This window comes from Sorangium sp. So ce375 (assembly GCF_051473855.1).
Lineage (GTDB): Bacteria > Myxococcota_A > Polyangia > Polyangiales > Polyangiaceae > Sorangium.
Genome location: NZ_CP150335.1, coordinates 11,872,779 through 11,896,739 on the forward strand (window position 1 = coordinate 11,872,779; position 23,961 = coordinate 11,896,739).

The following is a 23,961-nucleotide window of genomic DNA, read 5'->3' on the forward strand; positions in this document are numbered from 1 at the left end:
CTCTCGCGTCGCGGATGGCAGCGGCCAGCACGTCGTTCGGCGACGTGCTCACCACTTCATGAGCTGGTCGCGAATCCAGCTGGCCCGCCTGCGGAGAAAGTCCTTGAGCAGGTCGATCTCGGCGTCGTAAGACCCTTTGCGAGGCGGTGAATCCGGCCAGCGCGCGAAGTTTCTCTCCACGGCCGAAGCTCCCGCCTTGCGCACCAGGCCGTCCACCATGGCGTCGAGCTTGTCGGGCGCGAGCTCGCCCTCGAGCAGCGCCAGAAATCGTGCCTTGTACCGCGCCTTGAACGCTGGGTCGCGAAACAGCGGCCCCCACCAGCCCTCCGTGAAGTAGTCGGTCCCGTCGGAGCCCTCGAGCTTCCACTCTTCCGGATCGACCGCGCGTTCGTCGTAGGGCGTTCCGAGGCTTCGGTCGAAGTCCCACACCGGACCGGCCGAAAGGAGCCCCTGTCGATCCTTGAAGAAGTACGTGCTGATCCGCAGGGCATCGACGTTCTTCGTCAGGGCGTTGATGATGTTGTGATCGATGAAGGCGTCTTGATCGATGAAGCTCGAATAGTGTTTGCCGCTGCTGGGCTGCGTGAAGTCGTCCGCGTCGACGGCCTCACCGAAGTCGTCGATGTAACGGCGAATGTAGTCTAGCTGCGGCTCTCGCGCGGGGTCCAGCATGTCCTCCGGCTTGGGGTACACGAACTGGAGGTCCTGGCCGGCGGCCGAGAAGTGACTGTCGCCCTTGTCGATGCTCAAGATGAAGCCACCTGTCACGTCCGGCTCCGTGAGATCGTCGGCCGAGAGCTTGGCCACCGGGACACGATCCTGACCGCGCTTGATCTTCTCGATCGCCGTGTAGAACCCGAGGAAGCTCTCCTCCGCCACGTCATCCCCCGAGTCGACGAGAAACACCTCGACGAAGCTCGTACGCGGCGCGTACCGGCCGATGCGGTTGCTCATCTCGAAGGCGAGCGCGTTGCGGATCAGCGAGCGGTCGAAGCTCACCGGATCGCTGAGCACCCAGTCGGAGTCCGCCGGCATCCCCAGGAGCGCCCGGTCGAAATCCGTGTCCAGCGCGTCGTCACGAAATTCGACGGCGTATTGCTTCTTCGGAAACTCGCGAGACGTCGCGCCGCGGACGTGGATGCCGATGCGGCCATCGAAGCTCGCGCGGCCCAGGAGCTTCGTTTGCCCGGCTTCGGGCTCGAGCAGCATGAACGTGGCCGGGACGAACTCGGTCCCCTCCGGGTCGAGCTGCTTCGACTCGAAGGTGTGGATCACGACGATCGGCAGCTCCGAGCTGAACTCCGCGCTATCGGCGGCGACCTTGAAATACGCCTCGGTCGCGACCGGCCCGAGGAGGTCGGCCCCGTCGCTGCCCTCTCCGCCGTTGCCCCCGTCCCCGGAAGGCGCGGCGTCGGGGACGACGGCGAGGGCGCGCACCCGCGTGGACGCGGTGAGCACGAGCGGCTCGACGTAGACCGGCGAGCTCGCGGTGGGCAGCGAGCCGTCGGTCGTGAAGTGCACAACGGCGCGCTCGTCCTCGACCGTGAGCTCCACGGGCTCGGACGCCTGGAAGGTGCCTCCCTTCGGCGTGAACACGACGGCCAACGACTTCGGGGCAGGCGCCTTCGCGTCATCCCTCGCCTCGCTCGAGCAGCCCCCGAGCGAGGCCAGCACGAACACCCCCGCGATCCGCAGCGCCGCGAGCTTCGACATGTCGAACATTCCCGCGCAGTTTACTCGGGTCGCTCGCGAATTCGAACGAGCGCGCGATGGCCTCGCGTCGTTTTCGAGTCGAGCCGAAATCCAGGCCTCTCCTGCGCGTGTCGGATGGTTCGCGATGAGTAGGTACGTTGGCAGCATCGACGCCAATCGAGCGGAGCGCCTCGGGCCAGGGCGAGCTGGTACGCCCAGTGGCACGACCGTCGAACGAGAGTACCCTCGGGTTCGAGGACGCGGGCGCGTGGACGCTCGACGGCGGCGCCGCGCAGGCGAGCCCGGGGCCGGAGCGGCGGGGCCGGCTCCTGTCCCGTGACTGTCACGTGACACTGTCACGTGACAACGGGCCGTTGTACCGTGACATCGCGCCACCTCACGCCCGCCCTCGCGAGAGGAGCCGGCCGAAAGACATGGCCGCGCGTGCAGAGCCGGCGGCATGAGCATTGCCATGCCTGCCTCGCGCCCGGTGGACGCCCGACACGCGGCCCGGCGTCAACCGGGACGGCGACAGGCACGTCATGCAGCACGTCCCCTGGATGCCTTCCATCGTGGACCCGCCGACTTCTATCTTGGTTCAACCTTCGGGCATTAGCGAGGCAATGAGATGAAACGTGGACTATGGGTCGCCGCAGCAGCATTGATATGCGGCTGCGATGGCACGAGCGTCGCTCCTGGCGGCGCCCCGAGCGCCGGCGCGGCGCGGCCGTCGAACGAGAGCATCCTCGGGTTCGAGGACGCGGGCGCGTGGACGCTCGACGGCGGCGCCGCGCGGGCGAGCGACCAGCGCGCGCACGGCGAGAAGAGCCTCGAGGTGCCCGGCAGCGGCTACCACGAGGTTGTGAGCGCGCCGCTCAGCACCCTCGCGGCGGTCCACTCCACCCTCTCCATCAGCCTCTCGCTTCCGGAGGCGCCGCCCGGCGCGGAGCCGCTGGGGCACGTCTACCTGTTCGTGGAGCTGCCCTCCCAGGGGATCGAGCGCCAGTTCACCCAGGAGGTCGCGCTCCCCCAGCGAGCGGCAGGCCAGTTCACACGCGTCGATTTCGAGCTGCCTGCCGAGTTGGTGGCGGCGCTCAAGACAGAGTACGACGACCTGCGGCTCAAGATCGCGCTGGATCTCCCGCGGGGCGCCACGGGGCCTTGCCGGCTCGACGCCATCCGCCTCGGCGCGACGGACGAGGCCCCGAGGCTCCGCGTCGCCGAGGACTACGCGAGGTCCTCGGCGAAGGGGGACATCGTGGCTCAGGGGCCATTCACCCTGCGAGGCCGCGTCGAGGACAACACGCTGGCGCGATCGATCCGCGTCAGCATCGGCGATGCGCCGGCGCAGGCGTCGGCGCTCACGCCGGCAGGAGAGTTCTCCATCGACCTGCCGCTCCGGAACGACCCGGGTGAGTTCCTGACGCCCAACCGGGTCCACATCGTCGCGACCGACATCGACGGCAACGAGAGCGCGTCTGACATCGAGGTCGTGTCCCTGGCGCCCATGGTGCCGGGCGAGCTCATCGTGAAGTTCAGCTCCGGCACGTCGGCGGAGGAGCGCGCGAGGGTCCTCTCCGGTGTCCAGGGCGCGCTCGCGCGGCAGATCACTCCGGACATGGGCGTGGTCACCGTGCCGAAGGGGACGGAGAAGGAGGCGCTCTCGGCGCTCCTCGCGGGCGGCGAGCCGGTGCGGCTCGCCCTGCCCAACCTGATCGCCGCGCCGACCCATGTGCCGAACGATCCATCCTATTCTACGCAGCAATGGTACATCGAGGCGATGAACGTGGACGCCGCCTGGGATATCCAGCGGGGATCCCACGATGTCGTCGTCGCGGTGATCGACAGCGGCGTGATTTACTATCAGGCGGCGTACCACGACACGGACAATTGCAGCGGCCCGGGCCCTCATCCGCTTGTCGACAACGTCTACCTCAACGCGGACGAGTGCTGCGCCGCGCCCCCGTGCAGCAGCGACTGCATGCCGATGACGACGGGCGGGACCTGCCCGCGGTCGGACCTGAACAACGACGGCTGCCCCGGCGGCTGCGGCGTGGACGATGACGGCGACGGCGCGACGGATCTGCTCGATCCCGACGTCGCGCGCATCTATACGAACCACCTTGACGACGACGGCGACGGCTCGATCGCCGACGAGATCGGCCCCGGCGGCGTCGCCTGCAACGCCCTGCCCCCGGGCGCGCTGCTGGGCGCTCCCGAAGGACAGGACTGCGACGGGGCCGCGCGAGACGATGACGAGAACGGCTATCCGGACGACTGCCGCGGCTTCCAGTTCGCGCGCCCGGGACAGGACCTCGGCGGCAGCCCGCTCAGGCCGAACGACCCGTCGCCCGTGGACACCGTAACCACGCACGGAGACATCGTGGCGGGGGCTCTCGGCGAGATCGGAGACGACTGCGCCGGTTACACGGGCGTGATGCATCGGGTCAAGATCATGCCCCTGGGCAACGCGCGCCTGGCGACGCGCATCGTGAACGGCACACCGACGACCGTCGCCGCCCCGACGTACGATGCCATCCTCGAGGCGTACCAGTACGCCGCGCGCAACGGTGCGCACATCGTCAACAGCTCGTTCAGCGGCAGCTTCAACAGCTGGACGGGCATCTCGTACACGGCCGAGGACGCCCTTCGTGACATGACGGAGGCCGTCTGGGACCTCGGCGTCTCCCACCTCTTGTTCGTGACCGCCGCGGGCAACTCGGGGGCCAACCTCGACACGGTCGATTCGTCCGGGAATCCGCTCTTCGCCGACTTCCCCGCTCATCTCGGGCTGCCCAACAAGATCGTGGTCGCGGCGAGCGACCAGTCCGGCAACCGCTCCATCTGGTCAGGCACCCAGTCGTCCTCCTATGGCGCGAAGACGGTCTCGGTCGCGGCGCCTGGCACGAACACCTTCCTCGGCGCCAACGGCACGTCCATCGCCGCCCCGATGGTCAGCGGCGTCGCCGGGCTGCTCCTGTCCCAGCACAGCGCGCTGCGTGGCGACCCCGTGCGCGTGGTGAAGATGATCGAGCAGACCGCCGCGCCTCTGCCCGCGTTCTCCGGCCTCACCCGCACCGGCGGCATCGTCGACGCGCACGCCGCGCTCACCGCGCCGCTGCCTCCGCGGCCGCTGTTCACCGACGGCACGCTGGGGCGCGTCCCGCTGGGCACGACGACCGCGACCGACGACATCGATCTGATCGACGTCGACAACGACGGTGATCTCGACGTGTTCATCGCGCCCTACTCGGGCGCCCTCGCGCAGCCGCGCCTGCTCAGGAACGACGGCGGCCACCTCGTGGACGTCACGGCGCTGCAATTCCCCAGCGTGCTGGTCAAGCACACCGATGTGGATTCCGGCGATGTGGACGGTGACGGCGACATGGACATCATCGCGGCAGCTTACTCCGCGACGGGCACGACGGCGTCGAAGCAGGCCGCCTTGTACCTCAACTCCGGCGGCACCTTCACGGTGGCCACGACCGGGCGCCTGCCATCGACCACGATGTCGGATCGATCGGTCGAGCTCTGCGACGTGGACGCCGACGGCGATCTCGACGCGTTCTTCGGGAACGTCGCGCCGGGCAACTCGACGCTGCTCATCAACGGGGGCAACGGCGTGTTCACCGACCAGAGCACCTACTGGTTCGGCAGCGACACGCTGGACATCACGGTGGAGAAGGCGCTGTGCGTGGACATCGCGGACGTCAACGCTTCCGCGTGCGCTGGCCGCCCTCCTGCCCTGTGTGGGATCTGCTCCGATCCGAAGCGATCGGTCGCCGGGCTCGTGGCGAGCGGCGCGGTGACGCCGGCCCAGCAGGCGGATTGCCTCGCGATCCGTCAGGCCATCTACCCCGAGCTCATCCTGGCCGGCACCAAGACCATGTTCTTGCGCAACACCCAGGGAGGCCCGTTCGTCAACGCCAACGGTCGTCTGGGCCCCAATATGGCGCTGACGACGTTCCCGTCGGTCGACGTCGAGGCTGCAAACCTCGACACCGATGGGGACCTGGATCTGGTGTTCGCCCCCACAGGCGGAAGTCATATCGTCCTGCTCTTCAACAACGGGAGCGGGTACTTCGCCAACGTGACGTCGAGCCGGATCAGCGTGCACGCCTACGACCCCGACGCTCGCGAGGTCGAGCTCGGCGACTTCGACATGGACGGCGACGTGGACATCGTCGTGCTGCGGAGCAACATCTCCTCGATGTTACCGCGCAAGCACTCGCTGTACAGGAACACCGCCGGCTACTTCTCCCAGGTCGACGCCCCCTGGCTCACCCAGACCCTCCTCTTGACGGCCGACGGGGACGTCGGCGACATGGATGGCGACGGGGACCTGGATCTCGTGCTGGGGAACTATGGCCAGGTGAATCAGCTCCTGCTCAACACGACGGTGCCCTGAGCGAGAGGCTGTCAGGGAGAAGGCATCATCGGAACGTGGCGTCCGCGAGGTCGAGCCCGCTGGCTCCCGTGCGAGGGGGGCCCGCGCGGAGCACGTGACCGTGAAACACGTTCCAGATGGCTTCTCCTTCGCTCGCGTGGTACTCGGCATCGATGGCGCTCCCCTCGACGCGAATGGATTTCCGCATCGACCTCTCGCACGTCGATCGCGGCCGCGAGGCGAGCGAGCGGGTGGTCGTCGCCCGCCACCCCTCGGAGAGCGCCGAGCACGTCGTGCTGCGGGTGCTCGCGTATTGCCTCTTTCACGAAGAGGGCCTCGCCTTCGGCCCAGGGCTCGCCGACGCCGAGGGGGCAGACCTCTGGACGCGCGATCCCGCGGGCCGCGTGCTCACCTGGATCGAGTGCGGCGCGGCGCCGTTCGAGAAGCTCAAGAGGATCGTGCAGCACAACGCGGGCGTGGCCGTTCACGCGCTCTTTTCGGACGCGCGCCGGCGCGACGAGCTCGTGTCCGGCGCGCGTGAGGCCGCCTCGCGCGCGAGCAAGGTCACCGGCGCGATCTCGATCTCCACCGTCGACCACCGCCTCGTCGCCGCGCTCGCGGAGAACACGGAGTTGCGGCGCAAATGGGCGGTCACGATCGTGGGCGATCACCTCTATATCGAGGCCGACGGCAGCACGCTCGACGGCGAGGTCGTCCGCTCGCGGCTCGACGAGTCGTGATTACGTCGAGACGAGAGGCCAGGTTCCAACCTCCGTAGCGCTCGGCTCCCCCGGTGTCGTCGGTGTTGATGCAGGCCATTCCCGGCTATCGGCTCACGAGGCTCGATCCCGGCAGCACGTCCGTCGGCTGAGGCCGGTCCGAGGACACGGCGCTTCGTCAGCCTGCCTCACTTCGCCCACGCCGCGCCGGTCGGAAACTCAAACCGATCGAGCGACTCGGGCCGCATGGTGGTGCTGTACCCCGGCGCGGTGGGCGGCATGTACCGGCCAGCCTGGACGACGACCGGATCGACGAAGTGCTCGTGGAGGTGATCGACATACTCCAGGATGCGATCGTCGAGCGACGCGCTCACGGAGATGTAGTCGAAGAGCGAGATGTGCTGCATGATCTCCGAGAGGCCGACCCCGCCGGTGTGAGGGCAGACCGGGACGCCGAACTTGGCCGCCATGAGCAGCACGGCGAGCACCTCGTTGACGCCGCCCAGCCGGGCGCCGTCCGCCTGGCAGAACCGGATCGCGTCCGCCTGGAACATCTGCTTGAACATGACGCGGTTGTGGGCGTGCTCCCCCGTCGCCACGCCGATCGGCGCGATCGCCCTGGCGATCGCGGCGTGGCCGAGGATGTCGTCGGGGCTCGTGGGCTCCTCGATCCACCACGGATCGAACGCGGCAAGGCGCTGCATGCTGGTGATGGCCTGGCCCACGTCCCACACCTGGTTGGCATCCATCATGAGCCGGCGCTGCGCCCCGATCTCCTCCCGGATGATGTGCGCCCGGCGGACGTCGTCATCGATGCTCGCGCCGACCTTGATCTTGAAATGCGAGAAGCCGCGCGCGAGCGCCTCGCGGCAGAGCTGGCGCAGCTTGTCGTCGGGATAGCCGATCCACCCTGCCGAGGTCGTGTAGGCGGGAAAGCCGTGCTGCCGCATCTCCTCTTCCCGCGCTGCGCGGGTAGGCGCGCTCCGGCGGAGGATCTCGAGCGCCTCAGCGGGGCTCAGCACATCCATGATGTAGCGGAAGGTGACGCAGCGGACGAGCTCCTCCGGGGTCATGTCCACGAGCAGCTTCCAGAGCGGTTTGCCCGCGGTCTTCGCCCACAGATCCCAGGCGGCGTTGACGACAGCGGCCGTCGCCAGGTGGATGATCCCCTTCTCCGGGCCGACCCAGCGGAGCTGGCTGTCGCCGGTGATCTCGTCCCAGAAAGCGCCCATGTCGGCCGTCATGGCGTCGACGCGCCTGCCCACGAGCATGGGGCGGAGCGCCTCGATCGCCGCCACGCAGAGCTCGTTTCCGCGGCCGATCGTGAAGGTCAGGCCGTGCCCCTCGATCCGCTCCGGGCCATCGGTCTTGAGCACGACGTAGGCCGCCGAGTAGTCCGGCCTCGGGTTCATGGCGTCCGAGCCGGCGAGAGAGCGCGAGGTCGGAAAGCGGATGTCGCGGGCGATGACATCGGTGATGCACACGGACATTGGTCCCCCTTCGTGTGGACTACGCCGGACAGCGCGCATAGCCCCGTGTGTCAGATGCCGATGGATCCCAGCCGAGCACTGGACGGGACCGTGCCGAGCTCGCCCGCGCCGCGCCCTCGCTCGCTCCGCTCCCGGATCTGCACGGTCCCCTCGCTCCCTCCCTGCCGTAGGTCTGGCATGTCGTTCGCAGCGCGGTTCCGTGCGCGACGGCATCCGTCGCGTGGATGTGGCTCGCACACACCAGGATCGGCACCGCCGTGGCCGCGCTCGTACGAAAACAGCTCGCCAGGCGCCGTCCCCCCTGGGCTTGACACGGGCGAAAGTTGTACGGTTTCCTATCCGCATGGCCCGCCCTTTGACACGCTTCTTGTCCTTGACCGCCGCGTTCTCTGCGCTGCTGCTGCTCCATTGCGGCCAGGGTGAAGAGAGTGAGGGCGCTTCAAACGCTCCTTCCTGCCCCGTCGAGTGCGGTACCGGGCAGAGCTGTGTCGATGGCGCCTGCCAGTGCGGCGCGGGGAGCCTGGATTGCGCGGGCGTCTGCGTCGATGTCGCCTCGAGCGCCGCGAACTGCGGAGCTTGCGGGAACGCGTGCCAGGTAGGTCAGGTGTGTTCGCTCGGCGCTTGTTCCGATAGCTGTGCGGTGGGCGCGACGCAGTGCGGTCAGGACTGCGTGGATCTTTCTCAGGACGTCTTCAACTGCGGGACCTGCGGAAACGCGTGTCCGGGCGGGGCCACCTGCCAGAGCGGAGCGTGCGTTGCCACGGCGGGCTCGGGCGGCGCCACCGGCTCGGGCGGGGCCACCGGCTCGGGTGCGGCGACCGGCGCCGGCGGCGACGTCTCCGGGACAGGCGCGACGAGCAGCGGAGCTGGCGGGACGGCCACGGGCTGCGACGCAGGTGCGACGACGACCGAGTGGGCTTCGGGCTGCCCGACTGCCCCCTACAAGACCTGCAAGGCGGGCAGCTGGACGGCGCCGGGCCACTCGGTCGGCACGGTCGAGAACGGGATGACCCTGCGCCACGAATCCGAGCACTTTGCCTTCTACTGGAAGGACGGGACGAACATCACGGTCGCCGACATCACGAAGGCCGGAGGCGCCGTCGATACGCTCGAAAATGAGATTTGGACGACGTATTTCGGCTCGCCGATGTTCATGCCCGAGCCCTATTGCGATCAAACGACGAAGTACAAGGCGGGCATTCACATCGACAACACCTATCCGCTGCTCGGTGGAGCGTACGACGTGGGCCAGGCGAGGCGGGTGCCTGGCATGTGGGTTGGACCGGGCGCGATGAGCGACCACTGGGGACTCGGACACGAGTTCATGCACGGTGTGCAGTCGCACGCGGGCGGCCTCGTGAACGGCGGTGGCGGGGACTACGTCGGCTGGATCTTCGAGAGCCACGCCAATTTCGCGCCGCACCAGCTCGAAGAGTACGCGGACAACGTCCACTGCAGCGAATTGCTCGCGAACGCGCCCCATCTCTATCTCGGTTCGACGCGCGATCGCTACTGCAACTGGCAGTTCATGGAGTACTTGAAGGACAAGGAGTGCTACCGCGCGGTCAACGACATCTGGACCACGCCGAACTCGAACGATCCCTTCTCCGCGATCATGACGAGCCGGGGCTGGAGCGTCTCCGAGCTCAACGACTTCATCGGTGAGTGGGCGATGCACAACGTGACTTGGGACTACAAAGTCTCGGCGGGGGCTTTCCGCGACAGCTACGGCAAGATCACGGATACGTCGTTGCCCGAACGACGCAATCGCATCACTCGACTCGCGCCGCTGGACGACACCTGGCAGGCGTCGCGCCGCTTTGCTTCGCCGTATTACTGGGCGCCGCAGCGCTTCGGCTACAACGTCGCGGAGCTCGTGCCCGAGGCGGGCTCGTCGGAGGTCAAGGTGACCTTCCGTGGGGTCCTGCAGCCTAAGGCGAACGCTGACTTCCGCTGGGGTCTCGTCGCAACGAACGCGGAGCTGACGAGCGCGCGCTACAGCGCGCTCCAGAAGGGCACGGACGGAGAGCTCACGTTCTGCATCAGCGCGGGGGAGCGTGTTTGGCTCGTCGTGGCCGGCACTCCGTCGGAGCAAGAGCACATCTACTGGGACCAGCCGTACGCCTCGATCCGGCGCTACCCCTACGTGGTGCAGGTGGATGGTGCTTGGCCTGCAGGTTTCCAGAACGGGGAGCTCGCGGCATGTCCCTCGGGGACGACTCGTCATGAGAACGGAGGCGGTTGCGCGCCGGATTCGCTCGCCGCGAGCGTCTACGTAGGGCCCTACGCGCAAGTCCTGGGCGGCACCGTCTCTGGCAACGCGCGCATCGAGGACCAGGCGATCATTCTGGCCGGCGCGACAGCGAGCGGCGGCACCGTCGGCGGACTCTCCGTGATCGGCGGAAAGGGAGGATTCAGGACGTACTCGTTCTCGGTGACCGGCACCGCGACGGTGCGCACGACCTTCGTCCCGATGGGCTATTTCGAGGGCGGTCAGGGAGCCTCGGGCAGCGCGCTTCTCCTCGGTGACATCGAGTATCGTGGTGACGGCTTGAATCGTTCGAGCGGGTCGTTCAGCGGCTTCGTGGATTCGAACACGAAGAGCATGGACGTGACCGAGGTGACCCCGAAACCGCCGTACGCGTTCCGCTGACAGCCGTGAAGGTGAGCGCGCTCGCCGTCGCCTACGACGACCGAGGCTCCTGCCCAGCACGGGTCTCGACCGGGCCCCAGGGACGGCGCCCTTCAGCTCACGGCGCTCCCGGCGCCCCGCCGGCCAGAGCAGCAGGAAAGCAGGCCCGGCGCCCTGCTCTTTTTTTCTGGACCTAGCAGTCCAGAACGGTCATGCTCTCTCCGTGGCCCGTCCCAAGGAGTTCGATCGCGACGAGGTGCTCCGGCGCGCCATCCCGGTCTTCTGGGAGAAGGGCTTCGCCGGCACCTCGACCGAGGATCTCGTCCGTGCCATGGGGATCGGCCGACAGAGTCTCTACGACACGTTCGGCGACAAGCGACGCCTGTTCCTCGAGGCGCTCCGCGCCTACAACGCCGACAGCATCGCCTCGGTGGTCAAGGAGCTCCGGGCTGGACCGACCGCGCTCGCGGCGCTCGAGCGGGTCCTCGTCGACCTCGCCGAGGAGCACGGCGCGGCGCGCTCGCTCGGCTGCATGGGCGTGAACGCCGTCTGCGAGCTCGCCCGCGAGGACGACGAGGTGCGCGCGCTCACCGCGACAAGCGCCGCGCTGCTCGAGACCGTGCTGAAGGACGTCATCGATGACGGCAAGGCGAAGGGCGACATCGGGCGCGCGATCGACAGCCGCGCGGCCGCTCGCTTCCTCGCGTCCACGCTCAGCGGGATGAAGGTGCAGGCCAAGGCCGGCGCATCGACCGAAGCCCTCCGCGACGTCGCGGCCTTCGCGGTCCAGAGCCTGCGCCCGCGCTGATCGCGCCGCGGCCGCGCCGGAGCGCGCCCTCGTCGCGCGCTATTTTTGACTGATCGTTCCAGTAAACAAAAGAACAACAACCAACGACGCAAAGGAGCTCGACATGAGCAACGACACCGGACCGCTCGCAGGGAAGAAGGCGATCGTCATCGGCGGATCGCGCGGCATCGGCGCGGCCATCGTGAAGCGCCTCGCGCGTGAGGGCGCGGCGGTCGCCTTCACCTACGTGAGCAGGCCGGACCGGGCGCGAGAGCTCGTCGCCGCCGTCGAATCCGAGGGAGGGCGCGCCATCGCCCTTCAGGCCGACAGCGCCGATGCGAGCGCGCTCGAGCGCGCGATCGCCGAGGGCGCGAGGGCGCTCGGCGGGCTCGACGTCCTTGTGAACAACGCCGGCATCCTGATCTTCGGCAATGCGGACGAATACCGTCTCGAGGACTTCGACAGGATGCTCGCCGTCAACGTGCGCGGCGTGTTCGTCGCCGCCAAGGCCGCGGCGAACCACCTGTCGCGCGGCGGGAAGATCCTTGTCATCGGCAGCAACATCGCCGAGCGCGCGATGCTCGCCGGCTCGGCCGTCTACGGGATGACGAAGGCCGCGGTCGCGCGGCTGGTGCGCGGGCTGGCGCTGGATTTCGCCCCGCGCGGCATCTCGGTCATCAACGTCCAGCCCGGCCCGACGACGACCGACATGATGCCGTCCGACGGCCCGCACATCGACTGGGTGCGCAACATGAGCCCCGCGAAGCGCGTCGCCGACCCCGACGAGATCGCGCGGTTCGTCGCTTACCTCGCTCGGCCCGAGTCGACCTACATCAACGGCGTGAGCCTGACGATCGACGGCGGCTTCTCGGCCTGAGCTGGCGACGCTGCTCGCAGAAGCCCGCCCGATGGTGTCTTCGTCGTGACCGCCACGCCCGTGGCCGGACGCATCGAGTGATCGAGCGCTGACCACCGACGATTTCCGACCATTTTGCCACCATCCCCTTTCGTCTCGGAACGCCCGTCGAAAACGGGTAGGATTGCCTGCTCCCCTGCCGGGGGATCGAGCCCTCGCGGTCGGGTCCACGCGGGTGCAAAACAGGGCAGGGGCGCTCGAGGAGAATCATGACGAAATTGGTCCTGTCTTTGGACGGTGGTGGGGTTCGAGGCGCGGCTTCGGCGCGGTTCTTGGAACGGCTCGAACAGCGGCTCGAGCGTCCGCTCAATGACGCGTTCGATCTATTCGCGGGTACGTCCACGGGCGCGATCATCGCGGGGGCGCTCGGCGTCCTGGGCATGTCGGCCGCGGAGATCTCGCCGCTCTATTCCCTCGAAAACGTCCAGCGCATCATGGACAAGTCGCCCTGGGATCGCGCCGCGGGCCTGATCCAGGCCGGACCGAAGTACGACGGAGTCGGCAAGCGCCGGACGCTCGAGCGCTACTTCGGCAACAAGACGCTCGGCGAAGCCAGAAAGCGGACGCTGATCGTCACGTACGACGTGGAGCGCCGCGAGAGCGCCATCTTGAAGAGCCATCACCCCGAGCATCGGACGCTGCGCGCCGTGGACGTGATCGACGCGAGCAGCGCCGCGCCGCTGTACTTCCCGACGGTGCGGGTGGACGGGCGCTGGCTGATCGACGGCGGCGTGGTCGCCAACAACCCGACGTTGTGTGCGTATGCCGAGGCGGTGCGCTGCTTCCCGAACGAGCCCATCCGTGTCGTGTCGGTCGGCACCGGCAAAAGAACGCGCAAGATCGCCGGCGAGACGTCCCGCGGCTGGGGTGCTGTCGGCTGGATCACGCACGACTTGCTGGGCGTGGTGATGGATGAAACCGTGGTCGAGTACCAGGCGCAGACCCTCCTGGGAGAGGGCAACTACATCCGCGTGAACTCCGATCTCGACGAGGCGAGCGACGTGAACGACGATCTCGACGAGACCAGCTCCGGCAACCTCGCCGCGCTCAAGCGCCTGGGCGACGCCTGGTTCGAGCGCTTCGGCGCGCAGACGCTCGCGCTGATCGGCCCGGGCGCACCCAACGCCTGACGGGTGCAGCGCGTCGAGCCGCGCCGGTTGGCGGACGTGGCTAGATCGCGCGACACTCCCGCGGGTGAACGACGTGCGTGAGAATCCAGGTCCGCGAACGCAACCGTTCCTCGGAACAATGGGCCGTCTCGCGCGGGCAAGACGCGGTATGTGATCAGCACTGCGCTGCCATGAGCCTGTGACGAGGGCGAGGGATGGGGCACCTCCGGCGCCGAGAAGACGCCGCGTAGGCGCTCCGCCTCGTGGAAAGCCTGTGAAGTAATGTAAACTATCTTGACGAACCGGGGCTCCGACCTTCTTAGAGGCCCAGGATCGGGCGAGCACGGCCGCGCGCCCGTTCCGCCTGTCCTGAAAGGATCCTTGTCATGAGAACCAGGTTACGCCCCTTGCCCTCTCGCCTGCTCGCGCTCTCTGCCCTCGTCCTTTCGTCCTGCGGAGTCGAGCCGCTCGAGGAGCAGCCATCCTTGGACATCGCCGAGGCTGCGTTGAACGGCGCCGTCGCGATCGCGGGGCACGTCGGCAACGACACCTCGAATGCAGGGATGAGCGGCGTCATCGTCCAGCTCAGCGGCGCTGCGAGCGCGCAGGCCGTCACCGACAGCCACGGCAACTTCCTCTTCACCGGCTTGCCCGCAGGCACGTACACGCTCAGCCCGTCCAAGCCGGGCGCGACGATCACGCCGAGCACGGTCAACCTCGGCAGCGTCACGGCCGATCGGATCGAGAGCTTCACCTGCGCAGGCGCCTGCGGCGCGGGCCCGGCCGTCGATCCTTACAAGGAGATCGCGATCGTCGATCCGTCGGTCACGCAGGACGCGCGCACCTCGAACGCGACGGGGGGGCCCTGGAGCTTCCGGTACCTGATCGAGCAGATGACCCCGAGCGGCGTCGATCCTGCGGATTTCGTGGCGGAGTGGCTGGAGGGCTTCCAGCCGCTGACGATCAACGGCTATCCCACGACGAACCGGGGGACGCTCTCGCTGCTGAACCTCTGGCCGACGCGGCCGGACGGCAAGCTCGACGTCGCGCAGGCGCCGTTCCGGCTCCTCGGCATCTTCAACCGGACCGACCTGCACGCGAGCGGCAGCGGCGAGGCGCGCTTCGTGTTCGGCATCGTTCCGCCGAATCACTTCATCGGTGGAATGACGGTGATCTTCGAGTACCGCCTGCCGACCAACTCGATCGCGCCGGATCGGCACAGCTGGATTGCCCGCTTCCACGCGCTCGGGCAGCACGCCTTCGGCGCCCAGTACAACCAGGAGCTCCAGGAGATCACGGATCTCTTCACGCAGCGCGGCGCCGAGCGCAGCACGATGGGCAACCCCAACGCGAGCGCGCTCGCCCAGCTCCGCACGAGCGAGGACCTCATGGGCGCTCCGTGGTCGTGGCGGGAGTTCCACCTCGTCCCCGAGCCGACCGGCTACCAGGCCTTCCTTCGGCTCGTGGAGACCGCCCAGACGCCGGACCAGCAGCTCAACGGCGACGCCGGCCTCGAGGCCTTCCTGCTCGCGAACCGCACCGGGATCATCGCCGGCGCGACGCCGCTCGACCCCTCGTTCCTCGGCGGCGAGGCGGAGGGCAACGTCGTGCCTTCCGCCACGAAATGGGTCTTCCCCGGCGCGGACGAGCCGCTGCGCCACGCGTTCGCCGGGCAGACCTGCAACGGGTGCCATAACGCCGAGACCCAGCAGCTCGCCACCTTCTATCATGTGGCGCCGTTCGCGACCCCCGGCCCCGACGGCACCGGCGTCCTCTCGAATTTCGTCAAGCAGGTCGAGATCCCGCGGCGGGTGAGCTTCATGCAGAACCGGCTCGGCTGCAGCACCCTCGCGGGGGACTGCTCGCCAGGATCCGAGTCGGTCGCCCCCTGACGGTCCTCAGCGCGATCGTCGCGAGCGGCCGCGATCTCCCACGCGTCGGCGCCGGGCCCGAGCGGCTGGCCGTAGGAGAGCTCGACGTGATCGCCGTCCGGGTCCTCGAGCGCGCAGAAACCCCCCCGGCAGCCGAGCAGGCGAACGTGACCTCTGGGAGAGCGTCTTTTTGACCGGCCCAGTCGGTCTCCGAGGAGGGGTGTGCGCGCGACGCGCGTACGGTTCGAATGACGTGCCGCGCGGCGGGCGAGCTCACGGGTCGTCCGCGCCCGCCGGACGAGCGAGCGCGAGGGCGTCCGACAGGATCCGCCGGTCGGGGGGTTGTTCGCAACGTCGCGCTACGTCGAGTGGGCCGTGCTCATGAAATGCACCCTCGGGTTCGATTCCCGGCGCCTCCACAAAGAAGACACGGCGAGAGCCGTGTCTTCTTGCTTTTGTGGGATCTGCGTGTGACTTGATAAATTTCGGCGCCGCTGGATCTGGGGCGGGTCCGGCGTGAGCGGGATCACCGGGAGCTGGCGCGACGGGTAACGCAGGGGTACGGGCTCCACGAAGCTCCGTAACGAGCAGCCGGCCGGCGGGGACGAACCCCGGTCCGAGCCTGCGGCGCCGGGACGCCAGCGGCGTGGCCGGGCGAGCGGGCGCGAGTGAGCGAGGATGCAGGCGGGCGGGTGAAGTCCCGACCCCGCCGGCTTGCCCTCTACCCCAGCTGCGGCCCGCTGCCGGACGGGCTGCTCTTGAAACACGGGACGGTATCTTCGCCAGCCCTCACAGCCGAGCAAGCCGGCCGTCTTCGAGCAGCACCCACGGGGCTGAAGCCGAGTAGGCCTCGGTCCCGGCGATGGGCAGGCTCGGCGCCTCCGTGAGCTGGTCGAGCCCCTTGTCTCGGAGCTGCACGCCACGCCCGGTGAGACGATAGACGAACGACTTCATCGCCCCGTCGGGCCTCGGGTCGGGTGCGCGCTCTACGAACGCGCTCGACGCGTGCCTCGCCCATTGTGCCAAACGATCCTCCAGGAACAGGTCGCCTGTACAGGAGAGGAGTTCCCGCAATTCCACTCCAGACTGCGACTTGTGACAGAACACGGCCACATCAGTTTGGTACTCCTCTGCAGAGAGGATGGTCAGGACGAGCTCGTCGAGTCGGCTAAGGCGCAGGGTGCCTTCCGTGGTCTTCCTAGGAAAGAATGAGGACAGAAGCCCCCATAGGGGGGCAAGTTCCGGAAAGCCTTCAACACCAGCTACACAGCTTTCGACGAAGGGCAAGGGGTCCTCATCGACGTAGCGCTCCCAGAGGCGAACGGCACGATCGTAGCGTTCCCCTGGCCAGGGGCGCGCCTCGCCGAGACGACCCAGAAGAACCTTGTCGAGGTGGTCGGCAACTGACGCGGAGCAGTTGAACCGCCTAGCGGCCGGTGGTGCGGGAGGACTTGTTCTTGTGCCGTACACAAGCTCCAACTCGGCGACGATGACGTCACCGCGCGCGACACCAATGTGCTTCAACCAGCTGCAGGCCCTCCACAGGTTCACTCGTTCGTGGAGGCTCACTGATACCCACAAGACCACGGGCGGCTTCCAGCGAACATCCGGGGAGTAGAGCCGATCCCACTTTTTACCAAATTCATCCCTATCGGAGTGGTCCTCAGACAGAGAACACCACGCCTCACGGAGCCGGATGTGTTCCGTCGCATCCCGACGGCTCGGCCCGATGATAAGGCAGTCTGACGCACGCACGACGTTAGTAGCACCGAGCTGGACCAGGCGGTCTGCTGTTGGTGGGTCAAAGGCGACATGCGTCGCATCAAGAAGCATAGGGGCGCCCGTCATACTCAATAAAACCCACACTCATAGCATTCACTGTATTGTATGGACGTTTATCCTGACAATCTTCGCGACAGTAATCACAAAGACTCCTGTGGCCAATCGGACGCGTGCACGGCCGCCCCATGTTCCTGCACTTTTCGTACATCTCGGTACATTCGTGAACTGGTGTGCATCCCGCCATCGCAAGTGATGCGCTACCCACTTCTTCGTCTCCGCCTTCACCTTCGTCGCCGTCTCGGAGGTAATCTCCTGCGCCTACAGATTCGGTCGGGAAACCAGCTCCCGCGCCCCCCGGCTCCGCCGTGTCGCAGGTGTAGGTCAAATCGCACGCCGACGCGAGCACCATCGCGAGCCCGCCGCACAGGACGAGCGCGCCCGCCTTCACCTTCAAGTCATGTCCCATCTCTTCTTCCCCCTTCCGGATGGGCGCACCGTTCTCCCAGCAGATGAGCCGCGTCATCAGGCGACCTGGGTTGCAGTTGTCCTTGTGGTGGCATCGAGGCGACGACCTGAGCGAGGCCGTCCGGTCGGGTCACCGGACAGGGGCCCGCAGCGGCAGCTCGGCGCCCTCTCAGACCGCCGGCTTGGTAATGACGTTCAAGACGGATCCATCAACGGACCCGGCGCTCGTTTACGGGCGTCGCCCCGGGTTCGTCACGCCGTGTGACCTCCGTGTGCCCCGACGCCAGGGCACGGGGCTCCACGAGAGGGATTCCGGGTATACAAGAGGAACCGAGTCCTCAATGGCCTCTGACACGGCTCCGACGCGTCCGACGCGGCGTCTGCCGTATCTCTCGCACATGCTGGTCATCAGTTCAGCCCCGGGTTCGACTTCCCGGAGCCGGAGGGGCTCATCACGCTGAGGAACTCGCCGCGTGCGACGTGCAGCGTGAACCCGGAGAGCGCGTGGTTCTCGATGACGCCGCGCCGTGCTCTGGCTTCCGCTCGCTGCTGAGCTGCCCCGGACGCTACGCCTCGTCCTCCACCAGCGTGACGGCGAGCAGGGCGCCCCCGGGAGCGATCGCCCGCAGCGCCGCGGGGACGGCGGCGAACGCGAGGCGCTCGACCTGCTCGGCGACCACCGAGGGTCGCACCAGGATCGAGCCCGGCGCGCGCTCCGGGGCGGGCGCATCGCCGTCGAACGCGGCGAGCGACATCCACGCGAGCCCGTCGTGGTCGCCGCTCACCGCACGGGCCGTCGGCCCGACGCAGCACTGGGCCGCGAGCAGCACGAGGCGCGCGATGTCGACGTCGACCTCGACGGCCCCGGACGCAGGATCGACGCAGGAGGCCGCCTCGACCGCGTCGGGCACGAGCGCGCCCCAGTCGACCTGCGGCGTCCACGAGGGCTGCGCGACGAGGCGCGCCAGATCGAGCTCGAAATCGATGACGGCCTCGGAGGCGCCGAGCTCGCGCAGCCCCTCCACGCGCTCCGCCGCGAGCGAGAGCGAGCTGTAAACGACGGTCGATCCCTCGACGAGGCCGGCGCCTGTCGCGCGGGCGCACAGCGCCGCCGTCACCTCGTCGCGCGAGAGCCGGAGGACCGCGGCGAGCGTCGCGAGCCGTGACGCCTCGATGGGCGAGCGCATGCCGGCGAGCGCGCGGTCGAACGCCGGCCGCCGCCGCGCGAGGAACCCGCGCAGGTCGTCGAAGGCGAACGCGCGGCGTACCTGGCCTTCGATCTCGGCCGGCGTGACCACGTGCCGCTCACGGAACGTCGCCTGGAGCACGGCGTGGAGCTCCTGAGCGACCTCGAGCTCTGCGGGAAACACCCAGGCTCCCGGAGGAAAGGGCGCGCGCCCCTCGCGATCCCGGACGGCGAAGCGCTCGGCGGAACGGACGGTCATGGCGGCACGGCTATCACGGGGGAGCCAACGCGTCCGGACTCGGGGCGAGCAGGTGCCGGCACGGTCGTCCTTCGACGCTGGGATCCCGCCGCGGCGGGCTGGCGCGCGCCCGTCTCGCGCTGCGCGCTGGCGTCGTCGCGATCGGACCGACGTGCCCGACGCGCCCGGCGCGCTTGCTCGGCCGACCTGACCCACGCTACGACCGCCGCGGGACCCATCGATGCGAACCCCGCGCTCGCCCCGCGCCGCCGCCCGCGCGCTCCTGCTCGCCGCGTGCGCCGCGCTCGGGGCCCTCTCAATGGCCTGCGGCGGCGGCCAGACGCAGGGCGAGGCGTTCGACCCGCGCTGGAAGGACGACGGCGGCGCGGGCATCGCGGCCTTCCAGCAGCGGTTCGCCGGCAGACGCATCCCCCTCGGCGCCGACGTCGCGGTCGGCGTCGTCGGCGTCGTCGGCGCCGAGGGGGCGCCCGAGCTCGTCGGGGTGCCGCTCGACGGCGGCCCGGCGTGGACCTTCGCGCACCCGCTCGACGCGCGCCCGGCCGTGGCGGGGAGCGTCGTCGTCGGGCTCGGCCGGGGCGAGCTGTTCGCCCTCGACGCGCGCACCGGGGCGCTGCTCTGGAGGCGGCGCGCGGGCGGCAGGCTCCGCGGCGCGGGCGACGACGGCGAGACCACCGTCGTGTCCCTCGTGTCGATCACCGGCACAAGGAGCGTCGTGCTCGCGGTGAGCCACGAGGGGCTGGTGCTGCGCCAGCTCGAGGACCCCGCGGCCATCGGCGTGCCCGCGGTCGTGGGGCGCTACGCGTTCCTGCCCTGGCAGGGGCGCTACGTCACGGTGTTCGACCTGCAGACCGGCGGCGAGGTGGCGCGGGCGCTGCTCCGGACCGAGGTGAGCCGCGCCTTCCTGCTCGGCGGGGCGGTCTTCTTCGGCGGCGAGGAGGCGACGCGGTTCGACGCCTCGATCGGGCTCGGCGCGGCCGGGCGCGCGTCGACCGCGCGGCTTCCGGCGCGCGAGCTGCCCGGGGCGCCGGTCTGGATGACCGCCGGGACCGAGGTGCTCGCGCCGACAGCGTCGGCCGAGGACAGGGCGCGGCTCTACGCCCGCCCCCGGCCGTCCGGCCCGCCGGGCATCGAGGGGGAGCGCTTCGTGGCGACGTACTACCGGGCCGCGGTCGGCCTCGACGCGCGCACCGGCGCGCTCGCCTGGGCCCACGCCGGCGAGGCCGACTTCCTCGGCGGCGCGGCCTACGCGGGCGGCTTCGCGCTGTGCGACGCGCGCGGCGGGATCTCGTTCCTCGACGCGCAGCGCGGGGCCGTGACGGGGCGCGCGTCGCTCGGCCGGCCGATCCAGGCGTGTGTGGTGCAGGCCGACGGGCTCACCGCCGCGGCGGCCTCCGCGAGGCCCGCGGAGGCGGCGCCGGCCGCCGCCGAACGCCGCCCCGCCGCGGCCGCCCCGCCGCTCCTCACGCGCCGACCTCTCTGACGCAGGGGGCGCTGTGGCGCTCGGCCGCTGTAAGCGCAACCGGTGTGCTATTACAGATAGGAGCGGCCCAGATCGATGAGCGGGCGCGCGTCGCCCATCTCGCTGGCCCCGTCGCCGCAGTGCGCGGTAGCGCCGGTGCAGCCCGGGCCGCCGAGGTTGCCGCCGACGCTCTCCCCCCAGCATTTGATGTGGCTCGTGTCGAGCAGGGCGCAGGTCGAGTGGCCGTTTGTCGAGGTGACGACCGCCTTGGCCCGGCGGCCGAAGCCCAGGTCGACCGTGGGAAGGTTGTTCCCCATCTCGCCGGCGCTGTCCCCGCGCGCCGTCGTGTCGCCGAGCCCGAGCTGGCCTCTGTGGTTTCTCCCCCAGCACTTGATCGTGCTGTCGTCGAGCAAGGCGCAGGTGTGATTCCTGCCCGCAGAGACGGCCTTGGCGGTGCGCCCGGAGCCCAGATTGACGGCCGTGAGGGCCGCCATCTCACCGGCCGCGTCGCCCCGGTCCGAGCTGGCCTCGAGGCCGAGCTGGCCATAGCTGTTCGCGCCCCAGCACTTGACCGTGTCGTTGTCGAGCAGCGCACAGCTGTGCTCGGCGCCCGCCGAGATCGCCTTGGCGGTGCGCCCCGTCCCGAGGAAGACCGTCGCGAGGTTCTGCATCTCGTTCGCCTGGTCGCCCTGCGCGAGCGTATCGTCACGGCCGAGCTGCCCGTGGTCGTTCAAGCCCCAGCACTTGACCGTGTTGTTGTCGAGCAGCACACACGTGTGATTGCCCCCGGACGCGACGGCCTTGGCCGTGCGGCCGGCGCCCAGGTAGATCGCGGGGAGGGTGTCTCCCATCTGGCCGGACGTGACGCCTCGGTTGGTTGTGTCGTTGAGCCCGAGCTGCCCGTTGCCGTTGAGGCCCCAGCACTTGAGCGAGTCGTTGTCGAGCACGGCGCAGACGTGGTTGTTGCCGGCGGACGCCGATTTGACCGTGCGGCCCGTGCCGAGGTTGATGAAGCCGAGGCTCGCCATCTCGGCAGCGCTGTCACCCTGGTTGCTGGCAGCGCCGCTGCCGAGCTTGCCGGCATAGGAGCTGCCCCAGCACTTGATGCCCGTGAGGGACGAGGAGGGGAGCTCCTGCAGCGCGCAGGTGAACGACTCGCCCGCGAGGATCGACTCCACGTCTCCGATCAGGCTCTCGTCGAGGCTCAACCCCATCTCGCCGGCCGCGTCGCCCCGAGCGTCGGCGTCGCCGAGCCCGAGCTGGCCGGAGCCGTTGTAACCCCAGCACTTGACGCCGCCGCTCTTCAGGCTCGCGCAGACGTGATTGTAGCCGACGGCGACCTGGTGCGCGGTCTGGCTGCCAATGAAGGCGAAGGGGAGCGAGCTGCCCATCTCACCAGGCGAATCCCCGCGGGCGGGCGGGGGCCCGGGGGCCATCACGCCGACGCCGAGCTGGCCGTAAACGTCGGAGCCCCAGCACTTGATCCGCGAATGGGTGGACTCGACGATGCACGTATGGTCCCCCCCGGCGACGAGCGTGGTCGGCACGAGAGGAGTCGAGCCCGTGATCTCCGTGCCGATGTCGACGAACGGCAGCGCGTCGCCCATGGTCCCGGCCGCGTTACCTCGCGGGGTCGAGTCTCCGAGCCCGAGCGCGCCGAGGTAGTTGTTCCCCCAGCACTTGATCCTGTCGTCGGTGAGCAGGACGCAGGTGCGGTTGCCGGTCGCGGTGATGGCCTTGGCGGTGAGGCCGGTGCCGAGGCTGACCGCCGGGAGATTGCTGCCCATCTCGTTCGGGCCATCGCCGCGCCTGACGCTGCCGGGGTCGCCGTAGCCGAGCTCGCCTGCCTCGTTGGCGCCCCAGCACTTGACCTGACCGTTGTCGAGGACGGCGCAGACGTGGTTGTCCCCGGCGGCGATGGCCTGGACCGTGCGGCCGGTGCCGAAATCGATGGGCTGGATGGTGCTCATCTCCCCCGCGTGGTCGCCGAGGTTCGCGGATTGACCGGACCCCGTGCCTCCCGGGAGACCGAGGCCTCCGAAGTTGTTGTTGCCCCAGCACTTGGCCGTGTTGTCGTCGAGCAACGCGCAGGTGAAATGCTCGAGCGCCAGGGCGAGGCTCTTGACGGTGCGCCCGGTGCCGAGCTCGATGGGCGGGAGATTGTCGCCCATGTCGGCCACGTTGTCCCCCACGTAGGTGTCCGCGGCCGTGTCCTGGCCGAGCGAGCCCATGATGTTCGCGCCCCAGCACTTGGCCCGATCGTTGTCCAGGATGACGCACGTGCGGTTCCCTTGGGCATAGATCGCCTTGGCCGTGCGGCCGGTGCCGAGATTGACGGTCGGGAGATTGTCGCCCATTTCGGAGGGCGAATCGCCGATCTTGTCGAATAGGCCCACCCCGATGCCGAGCGCACCGTTGCTGCCGCTGCCCCAGCACTTGACCGTGTCGTCGTCGAGGATGGCGCAGTTATGGTTGCCGCCCGCCGCGATCGCCTTCGCCGTGTGGGGCTGTCCGGAGCTGTGCGTCCCGAGGTTGACGAACGGGATGCTATCGTAAATCGTGCCGGTGCCGCGATTGACGTTATCACCGAGGCCGAGCTGCCCTTCGTCGTTCAAGCCCCAGCACTTGACGAAGCCGCCTTCGAAGATGGCGCACGTGTGGTTTGCCCCGGCGGTGATGGCGCCGGGCCCCAGGACGCGGAGCGCGGCTGACGCGGCGAACACGGGCTCTTCCAGATCGCCCGTCTCGGCGCCGCCGCCGCCGCCGGCGCACGCCGACGCGAGGAGGCTCGCCGCGAGCGCGGCCATGGGGACCAGAGGATGAGCCGACAGGCGGCCTGCGCGGGCCGTGACGTCCGTCGTTCGCCGGCGCGCGGCGCGGTCCATCGGATCGGAGAGCGCGTCCCGCCGAGAGACGCGCCGGGCGTTGATCGATGTGGAATGTGCACGGGGAGGCATCATGGAAAAGTCCTATTGTCGAGCAGTTGAGCAGTCCTCTTGTCGAGCGGATGGCAGGCGCGTGAGCTGTCACGCGCCGGCCAAGGACGAGCGAGGCAAGCTCGCGAGCGGCTGAAACAGCGAGCCTCCCTGGAGCCAGCCTGAACGTCAGCCCGCGGGCCCTCAGCAAGATGGATACCAGGCGATGCCACTCCCAACCTGGCCGTGCATCACGTCCGTGCCCGGCACCTAGGGGCAGACGCGCCGTGAA

13 protein-coding genes and 1 pseudogene are annotated in these 23,961 nt (G+C 69.0%); 8 read left to right on the forward strand and 6 right to left on the reverse strand.

The window, feature by feature from the left end; all coding sequences use genetic code 11:
• Window positions 1–48: 48 nt before the first annotated feature.
• A complete protein-coding gene (locus WME90_RS44165; RefSeq protein WP_437278112.1) occupies window positions 49–1,713 on the reverse strand; it encodes a CotH kinase family protein in 1,665 nt (554 codons plus the stop codon).
• Window positions 1,714–2,320: 607 nt separating this feature from the next.
• Between WME90_RS44165 and WME90_RS44170 the strand changes: the two genes are divergently transcribed.
• Both WME90_RS44170 and WME90_RS44175 read left to right on the forward strand, forming a co-directional pair.
• On the forward strand, window positions 2,321–6,100 hold the full coding sequence (locus tag WME90_RS44170; protein ID WP_437278113.1) for an FG-GAP-like repeat-containing protein: 3,780 nt from the start codon (window positions 2,321–2,323) through the stop codon (window positions 6,098–6,100).
• Between the two features lie 116 nt (window positions 6,101–6,216).
• Entirely contained in the window at window positions 6,217–6,819 is a 603-nt protein-coding gene (locus WME90_RS44175) for a YaeQ family protein (protein WP_437278114.1), read from the forward strand.
• A 167-nt stretch (window positions 6,820–6,986) separates the two neighbouring features.
• On the opposite strand, the gene WME90_RS44180 is transcribed toward WME90_RS44175, so the two are convergent.
• The gene (locus WME90_RS44180) at window positions 6,987–8,288 is read right to left on the reverse strand and encodes an enolase C-terminal domain-like protein (protein WP_437278115.1); all 1,302 of its coding nucleotides are present in this window, start codon (window positions 8,286–8,288) and stop codon (window positions 6,987–6,989) included.
• A gap of 670 nt (window positions 8,289–8,958) precedes the next feature.
• Here WME90_RS44180 and WME90_RS44185 point away from each other — a divergent pair.
• The 5 genes from WME90_RS44185 (at window position 8,959) to WME90_RS44205 (ending at window position 15,624) form a co-directional block, all read left to right on the forward strand.
• Window positions 8,959–10,941 carry a DUF6055 domain-containing protein gene (locus tag WME90_RS44185; protein WP_437278116.1) on the forward strand — a complete coding sequence of 661 codons (1,983 nt, stop codon included), beginning with the start codon at window positions 8,959–8,961 and terminating at the stop codon, window positions 10,939–10,941.
• Window positions 10,942–11,143: 202 nt separating this feature from the next.
• Entirely contained in the window at window positions 11,144–11,728 is a 585-nt protein-coding gene (locus WME90_RS44190) for a TetR/AcrR family transcriptional regulator (protein WP_437278117.1), read from the forward strand.
• A gap of 103 nt (window positions 11,729–11,831) precedes the next feature.
• The gene (locus WME90_RS44195; protein WP_437278118.1) at window positions 11,832–12,584 is read left to right on the forward strand and encodes an SDR family oxidoreductase; all 753 of its coding nucleotides are present in this window, start codon (window positions 11,832–11,834) and stop codon (window positions 12,582–12,584) included.
• A 248-nt stretch (window positions 12,585–12,832) separates the two neighbouring features.
• Window positions 12,833–13,753 (forward strand): patatin-like phospholipase family protein, encoded by a 921-nt coding sequence (locus tag WME90_RS44200; RefSeq protein WP_437278119.1) that lies wholly within the window; start codon window positions 12,833–12,835, stop codon window positions 13,751–13,753.
• A gap of 365 nt (window positions 13,754–14,118) precedes the next feature.
• Window positions 14,119–15,624, forward strand: a complete 1,506-nt coding sequence (locus WME90_RS44205; protein ID WP_437278120.1) for a carboxypeptidase regulatory-like domain-containing protein — start codon at window positions 14,119–14,121, stop codon at window positions 15,622–15,624.
• A gap of 32 nt (window positions 15,625–15,656) precedes the next feature.
• On the opposite strand, the pseudogene WME90_RS44210 reads toward WME90_RS44205, so the two are convergent.
• From WME90_RS44210 to WME90_RS44220, 3 genes and pseudogenes are all read right to left on the reverse strand, one after another.
• A pseudogene (locus tag WME90_RS44210) lies at window positions 15,657–15,749 on the reverse strand (VOC family protein); the annotation flags it as partial.
• A gap of 643 nt (window positions 15,750–16,392) precedes the next feature.
• The gene (locus tag WME90_RS44215) at window positions 16,393–17,451 is read right to left on the reverse strand and encodes a DUF1835 domain-containing protein (protein ID WP_437278121.1); all 1,059 of its coding nucleotides are present in this window, start codon (window positions 17,449–17,451) and stop codon (window positions 16,393–16,395) included.
• A gap of 965 nt (window positions 17,452–18,416) precedes the next feature.
• Entirely contained in the window at window positions 18,417–19,295 is an 879-nt protein-coding gene (locus tag WME90_RS44220) for a hypothetical protein (protein ID WP_437278122.1), read from the reverse strand.
• A 220-nt stretch (window positions 19,296–19,515) separates the two neighbouring features.
• On the opposite strand from WME90_RS44220, the gene WME90_RS44225 reads away from it, so the two are divergent.
• The gene (locus WME90_RS44225; RefSeq protein ID WP_437278123.1) at window positions 19,516–20,775 is read left to right on the forward strand and encodes an outer membrane protein assembly factor BamB family protein; all 1,260 of its coding nucleotides are present in this window, start codon (window positions 19,516–19,518) and stop codon (window positions 20,773–20,775) included.
• Between the two features lie 50 nt (window positions 20,776–20,825).
• Here the strand turns inward: WME90_RS44225 and WME90_RS44230 are convergent, their stop codons facing one another.
• A complete protein-coding gene (locus WME90_RS44230; RefSeq protein WP_437278124.1) occupies window positions 20,826–23,714 on the reverse strand; it encodes an RCC1 domain-containing protein in 2,889 nt (962 codons plus the stop codon).
• Between the last annotated feature and the right edge of the window lie 247 nt (window positions 23,715–23,961).